Source organism: Alcanivorax sp. DP30, from assembly GCF_009882945.1.
Classification (GTDB): Bacteria; Pseudomonadota; Gammaproteobacteria; order Pseudomonadales; family Alcanivoracaceae; genus Alcanivorax.
In genome coordinates, this window is the sequence record NZ_WTUY01000004.1 from 924,125 (window position 1) to 939,096 (window position 14,972).

Annotated in this window: 8 protein-coding genes; all 8 read left to right on the top strand. The window is 59.8% G+C overall.

Translation table 11 applies throughout. The features are described from left to right. Positions 1 to 31: 31 nt before the first annotated feature. The 8 genes from GQF00_RS10575 to gcvPB all read left to right on the top strand — a co-directional run bounded on the left by GQF00_RS10575 (position 32) and on the right by gcvPB (position 14,900). Positions 32 to 1,393, top strand: a complete 1,362-nt coding sequence (locus tag GQF00_RS10575) for an OmpP1/FadL family transporter (protein ID WP_161319107.1) — start codon at positions 32 to 34, stop codon at positions 1,391 to 1,393. Between the two features lie 11 nt (positions 1,394 to 1,404). Next, the gene (locus GQF00_RS10580; RefSeq protein WP_161319108.1) at positions 1,405 to 4,599 is read left to right on the top strand and encodes an Ig-like domain-containing protein; all 3,195 of its coding nucleotides are present in this window, start codon (positions 1,405 to 1,407) and stop codon (positions 4,597 to 4,599) included. Between the two features lie 627 nt (positions 4,600 to 5,226). After that, the gene (locus GQF00_RS10585) at positions 5,227 to 6,582 is read left to right on the top strand and encodes an OmpP1/FadL family transporter (RefSeq protein WP_161319109.1); all 1,356 of its coding nucleotides are present in this window, start codon (positions 5,227 to 5,229) and stop codon (positions 6,580 to 6,582) included. A 12-nt stretch (positions 6,583 to 6,594) separates the two neighbouring features. Then, complete coding sequence (locus GQF00_RS10590) at positions 6,595 to 9,810, top strand: Ig-like domain-containing protein (RefSeq protein WP_161319110.1); 3,216 nt, start codon at positions 6,595 to 6,597, stop codon at positions 9,808 to 9,810. A gap of 495 nt (positions 9,811 to 10,305) precedes the next feature. Further along, positions 10,306 to 11,385, top strand: coding sequence for a glycine cleavage system aminomethyltransferase GcvT (gene gcvT, locus GQF00_RS10595; protein ID WP_161319111.1), 1,080 nt, complete (start codon positions 10,306 to 10,308; stop codon positions 11,383 to 11,385). A gap of 147 nt (positions 11,386 to 11,532) precedes the next feature. Continuing rightward, a complete protein-coding gene (gene gcvH, locus GQF00_RS10600; protein WP_161319112.1) occupies positions 11,533 to 11,919 on the top strand; it encodes a glycine cleavage system protein GcvH in 387 nt (128 codons plus the stop codon). Positions 11,920 to 12,075: 156 nt separating this feature from the next. Continuing rightward, the gene (gene gcvPA, locus GQF00_RS10605) at positions 12,076 to 13,437 is read left to right on the top strand and encodes an aminomethyl-transferring glycine dehydrogenase subunit GcvPA (RefSeq protein ID WP_161319113.1); all 1,362 of its coding nucleotides are present in this window, start codon (positions 12,076 to 12,078) and stop codon (positions 13,435 to 13,437) included. Continuing rightward, positions 13,434 to 14,900: an aminomethyl-transferring glycine dehydrogenase subunit GcvPB gene (gene gcvPB / locus GQF00_RS10610; RefSeq protein ID WP_161319114.1), complete on the top strand. Its 1,467-nt coding sequence runs from the start codon at positions 13,434 to 13,436 to the stop codon at positions 14,898 to 14,900. Before gcvPA ends, gcvPB begins: the two co-directional genes overlap by 4 nt. Positions 14,901 to 14,972 lie beyond the last annotated feature (72 nt).

Consider the following 14,972-nt stretch of genomic DNA (forward strand, 5'->3'; position numbering starts at 1 on the left):
GCCCGTTCGGGCGAGCCTTTTGGAGTGCTACATGAGAATAAGGAAGCTGCTTCCTGCTGTTCTGGCAGGCGCCGGTTTTGTGTCTGCTTCACCGGTAATGGCCAGCATGGGGAATATTGGAACCACCTACGGCGTCTTGCCGTCCGATGTGGCTTCGGCCCAGGCCCTGTCCCTGTTCAATGGACAAGTATCTGCGACTTACTACAACCCGGCCAATCTGGCTCGGGATTCCCGGGGAGTACTGACCTCCGGCCTGATGCATGCGGACCACGAGCTGCGCGCCAGCAAGGTCAGTGGTGGTTCTTTTGCTTCTCCCCGTGATGGCGATATTCTCCAGGATGTTCCTTCCCAGCAGGTCTTGCTGGGCATGAAAACCGACCTCACTGACCTGACCAGGTACGAACATCCCCTTTATCTGGGCTTTATGCTCGGAGTGGAAAAGTATGGCGACGAGATGATGGCCTTCAGCTCCGCCACCGATCGCGCCGGTCAGTACCTGGAGTATGGGCGTCAGCCCCTGTTTCTGAATCTGGGGGGTGGCACACAGATCTGGCGAGGCCTGGATATGGGGTTGTCTGCCCGTATCACCCTGCACTCCGAGGCCGAGCTGATCGCCAGTTCGACGTTGGGCGGGACGACCAGCTATGAAAGCCTGGAGGTTTCGGCGGTTCCTTCCATTCGTCCCATCTTCGGTATGAACATGGATTTCGGGGAGAGCTTCTGTGGTGAGGATGCCTGCTGGATGAATGGTCTGGAAGCTGCCTTCAGCTTCCGTGGGTACTCCAACTCCAGCACCAAGGTGGATTCAACCATCACCATCCCCGGTACCGTGCTGGATCCGGGCATGAGTCTGGCAGTGACCACCATCGATTCCTATCAGCCCAATATCTATGCCGCCGGTCTGGCTTACGCCCGGGACCGTTGGCGGGTTGGGGTAACCTTGGAAATGCAGCAGTGGTCGGACCTTGAGAGTGAGCTGGAAAGCGACACCATCAAGGATCAGGCGGTGAATGCCTCCGGCGCTGACCAGCTGGAGTTCAAGGATATCGTTGTGCCCCGCGTGGGCGGCGAATTCCACCTCAATGACACCTACATGCTGACAGGTGGGTTGGCCTTCAGTGAGTCACCCATGAGTTCGGATGGCTCCCTGGAAGTGAACTACCTGGACAACGACAAGTGGATTCTGGGGCTTGGCCTGACGGCGGAATACGCGTCGGTGCCGGTGCTGGCCTTCCCGGTGCGGTTTGATCTTGCCTACCAGTACCAGAAGCTGGAAAGCCGCGAGTTCGATCTCTATGACCAACGCGCGGCATCTTATCCGCAACCTTACGAAACCGTTGAAGCCGATGGGGATGTTCACATCTTTAGCGGTTCCATCACTCTGAAATTCTAGGAGGCATGACCATGAAGCTGAAAGCGTTATGCCTGGCGACCTCCGCGGCCTTGCTGGCCGCCTGTGGCGGGGAAGCCGGAGACAAACCGAGCTATGACAACTGGCAGGTTGGGGATGTGTATTACAGCTATCCCTACGATGGCCAGGACGGGGTATCCCCAAAGACACCGCTGGTACTGCGCTTTTCCCACAAGGTCAGCGTGGATGACAGCAACTTTGCCTTGCTGGAATGCCCGTCCGTGGGCGATGCCTGTGAAGATACCGGCGGCAACCGGATTGCGCTGGAAGCACCGCAAGCCGTGGATGGCGGCATGGGCGTGGTACTTCAGCCGGCGGCCCCGCTGGATCTGACCACCCACTACCGGCTGGTACTCAGCGACATCCAGACCCGCAACGGCAACGCCCAGTTTGATGACGGTGGGCTGGACTTTGTCACCCGCATGGCGTCCTCCGGGCCGCTCTCTGATCAGCAGATGGCGCCGGATCTGGCGGTCAGCAAGGTGATCCCGGATGGAAATCCCCTGCAGTTCATGGATTTCTCCACCCTCCGTCTGCAGTTCAATCAGCAACTGGATGTGACCACGCTGGTCTACGGTGAAACCGATACCGATGGTTCTGTGGAACTGGAAGGCCCGCAAGGCACGGTGCCGGCGATCCTGCTGGCCAAGGGAAATGCGGTCACCATCGACCCGAAAGAAGATTTGGTCGCCGGCAAGTCCTACACCCTCAAACTCACCGACTCGGTGCGCGGTGTGGGCCAGGATGGCCTCACCGGCGGCTATACCCGAACCTGGACCGCCGGCGATTCCATGCCGCGGGCGACCCTGGTGCAGGAAGTGGTTCAGGCCACTGACGAGACCGTGGATCCCTGTAATGCCCCGGACGCCATCGGTGCAAAACTCACCGGCGCCGCCATGAATTGTGTGCCCGTTCAGTCCACGCTGCTGGGCAGCAAGGATGCCACGCTGCAATCCGGTGATGTGCATGCGGAACTGGCGTTCCTGCCCAACTACCCGGATGTATCGCCGTTGCGGATTGCCCGCAACAGCCTGCTCACCGGCAGCAACATCGAAGTCAAAGTGGGCGGTGACGTGGCGGCAGGCATCGAGACCGGTGCCATCAGCGTGACCTTCCTGTCAGATGCCTCCGGCTATCTGCTGCCCAATCCCTACAGCGATTCCCATGAAGCGCCCAAGCAGGTGAAGCTGTACATGGATGTGTCCATGACCGCGGAAAACCCGGAAGCCAATGGCGCCCTCAGCCAGACGCTCATGCACGTGGAGCTCAACGGCATGGCGCTGGTCAACGATGGCCGCATGGAGATTGATGCTGTCGGCGTGGTCGAGCCAACCGTCCTGGGTCAGGAAACCGCTTTCGGCCTGCTCAGTTTCCACATGAAGTCCTACGAGGATCAGGAAAATGCCCCGGCAGTGGTGCCGGACATGACGGCTCCCGTGCTGCAGAGTGTGGCTCCGGCCGTAAATGATAATGGTGTGGCTGACATGGCACGCCCCGGTGACCCAGTCATCCTCAACTTCAGCGAACCGCTGGATCCGGCCACCCTGGAGGCGGGCAACAGTCTTGACCTGCTCAGTGGCGGGGTGTCCCAGCCATTTGACTGGGAGCTGGATGGCGCCACCCTGATTCTGCGTCCGGTCTCGGCGCTCGCCATGGGGGCGGATTATCAAGTCCAGCTCAGTGGTGCCGTGACAGACCTGGCCGGTAATCCGATCAGCCCGGTGAGCAGCAGCTTCAGCATGCCTGCTGTGGTGGGAGAGGCGGCGCCCCCCATTGTCATGACCAGCTATCCGGGTTTCCCCTGTGCCAGCGATAAAGAGCACTGGGAGATCGAAGCCGGTAATCACGGTTTCTGTGAGGGCGGAAAGACCGAAGATGATCGTAACCCGGTGCCACAGTTGCCGGCGGACCGTTCCATCCGGGTGAGCTTCTCCCAGGATATCGATCCGGATTCTGTGGTGTTCGAAAACAGTGAAGCCTGCGGTACAGGCAGCTTCCGGGTAGAGAAAGTGGAGTCGGACGCCCAAGGCGTACCGGTTCGCTATGACGAAGACGGCAAGCGCAAGTACCGCTGTGAAGCCGGTGTGCCCGGCACCCTCAAGGTGGGCGCCCGGAGTCTGGTGTTTACCCCCAATGAGCCCTGGGAAGAAGGCGTCAGCTACCGATACCTGCTGATGAGCGTCAACGGTACCGGTGGCCAGCAAGCCGATGATTGCAGCAGTGGCGAAGCGATCTGCTCTGTCGATGGCAAGCGCCTGCAGACGGCGGTGTTGCGCGCCCCGGACGCTGACATGGGTGGCCCGGACATGCACCTGCACTTCACCGGTGCCGCGCCGCGGCAATCCGTGTACCAGCCGCTGCGGAACCTGCCCACGGCAGACCTGAACGGTAATGGTCACTTTGATGCGGGTGAGCCGGGCTATGGAGGCAATGGACCAGGGGTAAACACTACCGGGCTGGTGGTGGACAGCTATGATGGTGACGGTATCCTCTCCGATCCATCACTGGTCTGCGATGTGCCGGAGGAGTGCGACATCCATGTTGTCGGTGGGCTGAATACGGAAGTGTTTGGTTCGGCGGTATACCGGGATCTGCAAACCGGTGAAATGGTGATTGATCCGGAAACGGACGAGCCCCTGCGCGCCGTCAGGGTCGGCTTGTACCCAACCATGATCCAGGCATCTTCGGTCACGCTTCTGGTGAAGATCATTAGTTTGATCCCCAGCGAAACCCCCACTGAAACCCAGTACATGCGCATGCGTTATAGCTGTGTCGCCTGGCCGGAAGATGCGGAGAACTTCTGCGGTAAAACGAACCCGGATGGTAGTTATGTCTACGACGAGATTGAGCGTCAGGGTTTGATCCCCGGCTGGATTGTGGAGACCGAGTCCGGTCCCGAGTTCCGTGCGGACGTAGAAGTGTACCTGGATGCACCTGACATGCATATCGTGCTGGATGGCAGCCACAGTCTGCACAGTGCTCCGCTGACACTGAATCTGTCTGGGCCTGTGGCTTTCCTGCCGGATGGCCGTATGGTGATAGAGCAGTTCAACAGCAATGCGGTTCCGATTGATGTGAAACTGGGGATCGAGCTGGGCTTCATTCCGTTGGCCAACCCGGAGATCTACCTGCAGATTCCGCAAAATGGCTTGCATCTCCAGTATCTCGGGGAGCCCATCAAGCAGTAACCACGCTGCTTTGCATCAAGCCGGCCTTCGGGCCGGCTTTTTTGTGGTTCATCGCGGATTAGCAGGAAAACGGTATAGGGCCAGGGTTCGGCCGCTATCTACGGTAACGCTTCAGGCTTTAAAACATCCGCCTTACCTCCATCGAGAGGTGGCCCGCGACCTCTCCGGAGGCGCAGAGGCAGACGCTAATCACCCGGGGCTTCATGTGGGAGCGTGCTTGCACGCGAATGGCCCCTCGCGACTGATAACCGGTTCGCGTGCAAGCACGCTCCCACAGCACTTGCATTTACCGGGAGCGGTGGCTTCCCTCTAATCCGCGATGAGGCTTTTTTGTGCCTGGCCGTCTGGGGAAAAGAACACAGTGGGGCGTGTAAGCCCCATGAAACCTGCCCATTTCCGAAACACTTCGATTACACACCTTAACAAGTCGCTCAAGTCGCACACGTATCTCAACCATTCCCAACCTTTTCGCAACGGCCCTAGCACGGGCGTTTTGTTTTACTTATTGCATATACACAGGCAGGAACAGGTCAGCCGGTGCATACCGTTCACCTGATCTTCGCTGCAACAAAGCCACGCTGAATCAACAGTGGCAATAAGCCGAATAACAAACGCCGGAGACCGAATATGTCCGTCAAACCCTTGAGCCGCCTTGGGGCTGCCGCCCTCTTCTCGACCCTGCTGACCGCCCCGGCGTTTGCCGCCATGGGGAACACGGCCAGCACCTATGGCCTGCTGCCGATCGATGTGGGCACGGCACAGGGCCTGTCCCTGTTCAACACCCAGGCCTCTGCGTTGTACTACAACCCGGCTTACCTGACCCAGGATCCGCGCGGTGAACTGACCGTGGGCCTGCTTCACGGTGAGCACGATCTGCGTGTCACCAGCAACGGCAATCCCAGTGGCGGTGGCGCCGCAGTGGTTCGCGATGGCGACAAGGCCAACGTGGCAGACAGCCAGCAACAGATCATTGCCCTGAAAACCGACCTCACCGACCTGCTCAAAGGTGAGCACCCGCTGTACTTCGCCATCATCGCCGGGGTGGAAAAATATGGCGAAGAGATGCTCGCCTTCGAGTCCAAGAATTCCCGCGAAGGTCAGTTCATGCAGTACGGCCGCCAGCCCCTGTTCCTGAACCTGGGCGGTGGTCTGGAAGTCGCCAACGGTATCACCACAGGTGCCTCCGCCCATGTTTCCCTGCGCAGTGAAGCGACCCTGATCGCCAGTGCCAACCTTGCCGGTGTCACCCAATACGAAGAACTGACGGTGCAAGCCAAGCCGATCATTCGTCCGGTGCTTTCCATGAATCTGGAATACGACAAGATCTTCTGCGGCAAGGAAGACTGTGGCATCTGGACCGGACTGGAAACCGCCTTCGCGTTCCGTGGCCACACCGAAGCGCGCACCGCGGTGGAATCCAACCTGACCATCCCGGGGACCGTCCTGGATCCGGGGATTTCTGTCCTGATCGATACCATTGATTCCTATCAGCCGGATATCCTCAGCGCCGGTCTGCTGTATCACTTCTCGGACAATTTCCGTGCAGCCGTGAGTGTCGAGCAGCAGAACTGGAGTGATCTGGAAGACCAGCTGGACCGCGACACCGTAAAAGACCAGGCCAATGCCAACTTCCAGGACATCCTGGTACCGCGTATCGGTGCAGAATGGACCATCAATGAGAATATCATGCTGTTTGGTGGTGTGGCCTATCAGGAAAGCCCGCTGGAAAGCATCCAGACCCCGGACACCAACTACTTCGATAACGATCGCCTGATAGTGGGTGTGGGCAGTGCCTTGATCATCAACAACCCGCCGATCCTGGCCTACCCCATGCGTCTCGATTTCGGTTACCAGTACCAGCAGCTCCAGGAGCGTGATTTCGAGCTGACGAGTACTCGTCCCGGCGTGACCAACCCCTATGAGTCCGTGAGCACTGACGGCGACGTCCATGTGTTCTCCGGTTCACTTACGCTGAAGTTCTAACGGAGGCGCGACATGAAAAAGAACAAGATAGCCCTCATCGTATCCGCCATCGCGGCCGCATCCCTGGTGGGGTGTGGTGGCGACAGCGCCGACGTGAGTTTCAATACGCCCACCTTCAATGCGCGCAACCTGCATTACACCTATCCGCTGGATAACCAGCAGCAAGTGGCGCCGCGCACTATCGTGGCGCTGCAGTTCAGCCATACCGTGAACGCGGCAGCGGCAAACTTTGCCTTTACCGGACCGGGCGGGGAGAGCGTTGACTTTACCTTGGAGTCCGTGGCTGAAGGCAAAGGGGTGGTGCTGACCCCCGTTGATGCGCTCAAGCCTGCTTCTGACTACAAGGTAGTGATGAACGGGGTGACCGTTCTCGGTGAAACCACCACCTTTAAAGACGGCACCCTGAACTTCACCACTCGCGCAGCCCTGGAGGGCCCACTGGCCACCCAGCGCACCAGTGATACTTTCGAAGTGTCCTCCCTGTTCCCGGATGACGGCCAGTTCAAGAGCATGGACTTTTCGTCGTTCCGTGTGCGTACTACCCAGGCCATCGATGCCAGTTCCGCCGTGTATGGCGACACGGTCAGCCTGATGAGCAATGGCGAAGTGGTGCCGGCGCTGATGCTGGTGGGCCGCACCGCCATCACCGTGGACCCCAAGGAAGACATGGTGCCGGGCCAGACCTACGAGCTGGTCATTGATGGTGTCCTGAATGACGCTGGCGATGCCATCGCGGCATTCAGCCACTCCACCGTACCGCAAGACACCACGTCTCCGACCACCGGCGAGCGTGCCGTGTTGGTGACCAATGCGCCGCCGGCCGACCCGGATCTGGGTTGCCTGGATGATGGCGTGCGTCTTTCCGAGTTGACCGGTCAGCCGATCAACTGTGTGCCCGTCATTGGTACGTTGTTGCAGGACAAAACCGTTTCCAAACAGTCCGGGGATGTCTACGCCGAACTGGCGCATACTCCGAATTTCCCGGATGTGACGCCGCTACGGGTCAAGCGTGGTGGCATCCTCAAGGGCGACGCCCTGGAAGTGTTCATCGGCGGTGAAGTGCCGGTGGGTTTCGATTCCGGTGAAGTGACTGTGCAAATCATCTCCGATGCCACCGGTTACCTGTTCCCCAACCCCAATGCCGAAAGCGACGACGCGCCCAAGAAGCTGCGTCTGTTCATGGATATTGCCACCTCCACCACCGATGCCCGCGCCAACGGTGCCTTTACCCAGAACATCATGCATCTGGAATTGGTGGGTACCGGCCTGATTGAGGACGGCCAGCTGAACACCGACGCTATCACCGTGGTAGAGCCGCGCGTTCTTGGTGTGGAAAACAGCTACGGTGTACTGAGCTTCCGCATGGAGTCCTACCTGGATCAGGAAAATGCGCCCATGCAGGCGGTGGACAGCGTCAATCCGTTCGTACCGGTCATGAATGGCGACAACGGTGCCGAGCTGTCCTGGCAACCGGGCAACGTGGCCGACCGCATGGAGCCCGGCGAGCCCATCGTGATTCACTTCAACGAAGCGCTGGATCCGGATTCCATTGTGGCCGGCAGCAGCTTGCAGCTCACGGCGGGCGGGGTAGCTGAACCCTTCAGCTGGAAACTGAGTGGCAACGCCCTGGTGATCACCCCCGATGCCCCAGTGGCCTACGGGGTGGAATACGTGGTGACCACCACCCCGGACATCACGGATCTGAGTGGCAACCCGCTGCAGATGCTGGATTCCCTGGAAGGGGATAACAGCCTCGACTTCACCCTGCCGGAATACGCCATTCTGGATCCCGACGATGTGCGCCGCGGCCCGTTCGCCGCCACCGTCTACCCGGGCTTCCCCTGTGCCAGTTCTGCAGCGGATCAGACCGCCATCAATGCCGGTTTCCAGGGCGCCTGTCTGTCCTCCAGCAGTGAAGCCGAGCAGGTGGTTGTGGATCAGCTCCCCATTGTGGATTTGCCGTCCAATCGCCCCATCAAGGTTCGCTTCTCCCAAAACATGGATGCGAGCACCATTGTCCTCGGTGACACCTTCCTGGTGGAGAAGGACAACGGCGGTAGCTGGGCACCGGTGGAGGGCAGGCTGACCACGGCAACCCGGGCAACTATCTTCACCCCTGAGCAACCCTGGGAAGAAGGCGCCTTGTACCGCTATGTGTTGGCAGGCAATGGCGGCGGCACCGGGTGTGCCGGCATCTGTTCTGCCGATGGTTTGCCCCTGCAAACAGCCCCCCTGCTGGGTGGCGGTCTGCAGGAGGGTGGTCCGGACATGGAAATCCTGTTCAAGGGTGGCCCGGCAGCGAACACCATCTTCCAGGAACTGGGTAACCTGCCCAGCGCGGACGTGAACAACAATTTCCAGATCGATACCGGAGAGCCGGTGCTGACTGGTGATACTCTTGATCCGGCTGACACTCCGGCCAACGCCACGTTCATCATCCCGCGTGGTACCGGCGGGGAAGGGCTGGTGTCCTATGCCAATACCGGTTGCGGTTTTGACAACGTGGCCGCCGGCACACCAACCCAGTGTGACAGCGACAAGCTGCTCTACATTACCGGGCTGCTGAACACCGAGATCATCGATTTCGATGCCGAGGAGCAGGGTGTACCGGTGGTGATTTATCCCACCACGGTGGCGCTGACCAACCTGGATGCCACCGCAGCCATTGGTGTCAAACTCACCGAAGGCGGGTTGCTGGATACGTTGCTTGGCAATATCCCGATCCTGGGCGATGCCTTGTCCAACCTGGTCAACTCCCTGCTGTCACTCACCGGTCTTACCGATGTGATTGAAGCGGTGAACCTGGACAACATTGGCCTGATCCCGATTGATACGGCCACCGGCCCCAACATCATGCGGGTGCGCTACGGCCTGGAGGATCCCAATGATCCCAACAGCCCACGCAACGTGCCGCCAGTGGGTGATATCGTCGACACCCCGGATGGTCCGGTCTTCCGCATCACGTTCGACCTGCTGTTCGATGCCCCGGCCCTGAGCCTGCCGCTGGGACTGGAGCACAACGTGAAGAGCCTGCCCATCGACAATGTGGTGCTGGAAGGTCCGCTGGACTTCCTGCCCGATGGTCGCCTGTTCATCGGCCTGCAAAACCAGGCGCCGCTGGACGTGGACCTCGAGATCACCCTGGCAGGCTTTGACGGCGGCAAGGTGCTGCTGCAAATCCCGACGGGCGGCATCAACCTGAGCTACCAGAGCGCGTCCATTCAGTAATCTGCCTTTTCCTTTCGCATGATCTTCCTCGCCCCGGTTCGCCGGGGCTTTTTTTGGTTCATCGCGGGTTAGCAGGAAGTTGCTGCTACCAAGGCCTTCCCGTAGGAGCGTCGCTGGCGGCGCGATTCCAAGACCAGGATCAAAAGCTGTCTCACCACAGAGGGCACAGAGGTCACCGAGAAAAACAGGTTTTCACTCTGTGGCCTCTGTGGCCTCTGTGGCCTCTGTGGTAAATGTCGTTTTTCAGGTTTGGATTATCGCGCCGCCAGCGAGGCTCCTACGGAAAGGGGGGGGGCTTGAATCGGGCTTTTCCCGGAAATCCGCGATGAACCTTTTTTTGGCCGCTTCGCGACGCCTCCCTTCACCCGCTGGTGCTCGCGGATTCCGGTAGACACCCTGGTACTGGCTCAGAAGTCTCACCTGTCCATCCCGCCACCCTATGCCCTCACGCTTCTGGCGGATATAATTGCCGCTCATTTGAATAGTGGTGGTGTTATGGGTCATCGCACAGCCTTGTACGACGCGCATGTGGCCGCGGGCGGCAAGATGGTGGATTTTGGCGGCTGGGACATGCCGATCAACTACGGTTCCCAGATCGAGGAGCACCATGCGGTGCGCCAGAAAGCCGGGGTCTTTGATGTCTCGCACATGACCGTGGTGGATATTGCCGGCGCCGGTGCCCGGGATTACCTGCGCCACCTGCTGGCCAACGATGTGGACCGTATCGAGCCTGGTCGCGCCCTTTACTCGGGCATGCTCAACGAGCGTGCCGGTGTGATCGACGATCTGATCGTCTACAAGCGAGACAATGATTATCGGCTGGTGGTAAATTGCGCCACCCGCGAAACTGACCTGGCCTGGATGGAAAGCCAGGCCGGTGGTTTTGCCGTGGATATCCAGGAGCGACCCTACCTGGCCATGCTTGCCATTCAGGGGCCCGAGGCCCGTGCCACCCTGGCCGGCCTGCTGGATGCCAGCAAGGCAGACGCGGTAAACCGTCTGAAAGTCTTCGGGTTTGCCGAAGACGGCGACTGGATGATTGCCCGCACGGGGTACACCGGTGAAGACGGTGTGGAAATCATGCTGCCCAACAATGACGTGGTGGCCCTGTGGGATCAGCTGCTGGCGGCCGGGGTTGCGCCGGCGGGACTGGGGGCACGCGACACCCTGCGTCTGGAAGCGGGCATGAACCTCTACGGCAACGACATGGACGATGGTATCTCGCCCTGGGAAGCCAACATGGGCTGGACCCTGGTGCTCAACGACCGGGATTTCATCGGCCGTCAGGCGCTGCTCAACCAGCAGCAAAATGGCCATGCCGAACTGGTGGGTCTGGTGCTGGAAGGCAAGGGCGTATTGCGTGCCCACCAGAAAGTGATTCTGCCCAATAATGAAGAAGGCGAAATCACCAGCGGGACCTTTTCCCCGACCCTGGGCAAATCCATTGCCCTGGCCCGGCTGCCCGCGGGTGCCAGCGGCAAGGTCGATGTGGAAATTCGCAACAAGCGTCAGCCGGCGCAGGTGGTCAAGGCCCCCTTCGTGCGCAACGGCAAGGCAGTCTATAAAGAAATTTAAGCTGTGGGAGCTTGCCTGCAAGCGATAGCTTCCTCCATCGAGGGTAAATCGCTTGCAGGCAAGCTCCCACATGGTAAAGAACATCTTTTTCCAGCGCCCATGCGTAAAGCATGTTGCGCGAAGCGACTCTAACAAGGAGAGCCAACAATGAGCGAGATTCCTGCCGAACTGCGTTACGCCAGCAGCCACGAATGGGCCAAGAACGATGATGGTACTGTGACCGTAGGCATTACCGAGCACGCCCAGGATGCCATGGGTGACCTGGTATACGTGGAACTGCCGGAAGTCGGGCAGGTGGTTGCCGCCGGTGACGAAGCTGGTGTGGTTGAATCCGTAAAAGCGGCCTCTGATATCTATGCCCCGGTCTCTGGCGAAATCGTTGAAATCAACGAAGCCCTGGAAGACGAGCCCGAACTGGTCAACAACGCCCCCTATGAAGGTGGCTGGTTGTTCAAGATCGCCATGAGCGAAGAAACCGATCTGGACAACCTGCTCACTGCAGATCAGTACCAGGCGCAGATCGAGAGCGAATAACGGCATTACCGTTATTCGCAGCGGCGAGCGACTAGCTGCTAGCTGCGAGTCAAAGACTTTTCTCGTAGCTCGAAGCTAGTCGCTCGTAGCTAGTCCTCAGCGCGTTTTTTGCGCTGCGGACTCAAAGCCAACACCCAACCTATCCAGGTATTTCCAATGCCGTATATCCCCCATACCCCCGACGACGTGCGTGCCATGCTCGACGCCATCGGCGCCGACAGCATCGAAGACTTGTTCGATGAGATTCCCGCGCACCTGAAAGCCGCCGGCAAGCTGGATGCGCTGCCCGAAGGGCTGAGCGAAATGGAAGTGACCCGCCTGATGGGCGAGCGCGCTGCCATGGATGCTGGTGCCGTCAGCTTCATTGGTGCCGGTGCCTATCAGCATCACATTCCGGCAGCAGTATGGGAGATCGCCACCCGCGGTGAGTTCTACACGGCCTATACGCCTTACCAGGCGGAAGCCAGCCAGGGCACCCTGCAGGTGATCTACGAATTCCAGACCCTGATGACCCGACTCACCGGCATGGAGGTTAGCAACGCCTCCGTGTACGACGGCGCCTCCGGTCTGGCCGAAGCGGTATTGATGAGCCTGCGAGCCAACCGCAAGAGCAAGTCGCGCAAGGTGCTGGTGCCAACGGCACTGAACCCGCGTTACACCGCGGCCACCCAGGCCATCGTGGAAAACCAGGACGTGGCATTGCAAACGGTGGGCTTCGATGCCGCCAGCGGCCAGACCCCGCTGGATGCCCTGAAGGATTTTGAAGGCGAAGACTTCGCCGCGCTGGTGATCAGCCAGCCCAACTTCTTCGGCTCCCTGGAAGAAGTGGATGCCCTCACCGACTGGGCCCACGCCAACAACATGCTGGTGATTGGTGTGGTGAATCCCACTTCGCTGGCACTGCTTGCCCCTCCGGGTGAATGGGGTACGGAAGGTGCAGATATTGTCGTCGGTGAAGGTCAGCCGCTGGGTGTGCCGCTGTCTTCCGGCGGGCCTTACTACGGCTTCATGTGTTGCAAGCAAAAATACGTCCGTCAGATGCCGGGCCGCATCATTGGCCGCACCGTGGACATGGAAGGCAAGCAGGGCTTTGCGCTTACCCTGCAAGCCCGTGAGCAACACATCCGTCGCTCCAAGGCCACCAGTAACATCTGTACCAACCAGGGCCTGGCCATGACCGCCTCCACCATCTACTGCTCCTTGCTGGGCCCGGATGGCCTCACCAACGTGGCGGCACACTGTCATACCAACACCCAGGCGCTGGCGGAAAAACTCACCGCCATCGAGGGTGTCGAACGGGCTTTCTCTGCGCCCACCTTCCATGAAGTGGTGCTGACGCTGCCGAAGCCGGCAACCGAGGTGCTGGCGGCGCTGGCCGAGAAAGATGTGCTGGGCGGTGTCAGCCTGGCAAAAGATTACGACATGCCCAACGCTATCCTGATCAACGCTACCGAAGTGCACAGCGAGAGCGATCTGGATTTGTTTGCGGTAGCTCTGAAAGAGGTTCTGGCAGCATGAGCGAGACCAAACTGATTTTCCAACTGTCCCAGCCCGGTCGTAGCGCCGTCTCCCAGGCACCGAAAGCGGTAGCTGAAGATAAGCTTGGTGCCATCCCTGCGCACCTGCGTCGCCAACAAAAACCGGCGCTGCCAGAAGTCTCCGAAATGCAGGTGGTGCGTCATTACACCAACCTGTCCAGCAAGAACTTCGCCATCGACAAGCAGTTCTACCCGCTGGGTTCCTGCACCATGAAATACAACCCCCGTGGTGCCAATCGTGCTGCCATGCTGCCCGGCTTTTTGAACCGGCACCCGCTGGCACCGGAAACCCATAGCCAGGGGTTCCTCAGCTGCATGTTCGAATTGCAGAACTTCCTCAAGGAAGTGACCGGCATGAAAGGCGTATCGTTGGCGCCCATGGCCGGTGCCCAGGGCGAATTTGCCGGTGTGGCCATGATCCGCGCCTACCACGATGCCCGTGGCGATGAAGAGCGCACCGAAATCCTGATCCCGGAAGCGGCCCACGGCACCAACCCTGCCACCGCCGTCATGTGTGGCTACAAGGTACGTGAAGTGCCGGTGGGCAAAGATGGCGATGTGGATCTGGAGGCGCTGAAGGCCGCCTGCGGCCCTCAGACCGCTGGCCTGATGATGACCAACCCGTCCACTTGCGGCGTGTTCGAGCGGCAAATCGAAGCCATCGCCAAGACCGTCCACGAAGCCGGCGGCCTGCTGTACTACGATGGCGCCAACCTGAATGCCATCCTCGGCAAGGTGCGCCCCGGCGACATGGGCTTCGACGTGATCCACATGAACTTGCACAAAACCTTCGCTACCCCACACGGCGGTGGTGGACCGGGTGCTGGCCCGGTGGGTGTCTCCGAACGTCTGCTGCCTTACCTGCCCACCCCCATGGCGGGCCAGCGGGACGATGGCAGCTATCACTGGATCGACACCGACACTCTGGAAACCAGCATTGGTCACCTGAGTGCCTTTATGGGTAACGCCGGAGTGTTGCTGCGTGCCTATTACTACGCCCGTTCCCTGGGCCGAGACGGCATGATCCGCGTGGGTGAATTCTCCACCCTGGCCGCCAACTATCTGCTCAAGCGACTGGAGGCCATCGGCTGCACCGCCGCCTACCCGGATCGCCGTGCCAGCCATGAGTTCATCCTCACCTTCGCGAAAGAAGCGAAAGAGCTGGGCGTCACCGCCATGGATATCGCCAAGCGCCTGCTGGACTACAACCAGCACGCCCCCACCACCTACTTCCCGCTGCTGGTGCCGGAGTGCTTCCTCATCGAGCCCACCGAAACCGAAAGCAAGGAAGCCCTGGACGAGTTCGTGGATGCCATGGCTGCCATCCTGGAAGAAGCGCGTACCGAACCGGACATGGTCAAGGAAGCGCCCTTCACCCAGCCGGTGCGCCGCCTGGATGATGTGAAGGCTGCTCGCGAACTGGACCTCACCTGGACAGAGTAGAGGTTCGGTCTGTGAGAGCGCTCTGTGCCTGTTAAGGTATGCCTGCAAGCGATAAAGACCCGGCGAAAGCCG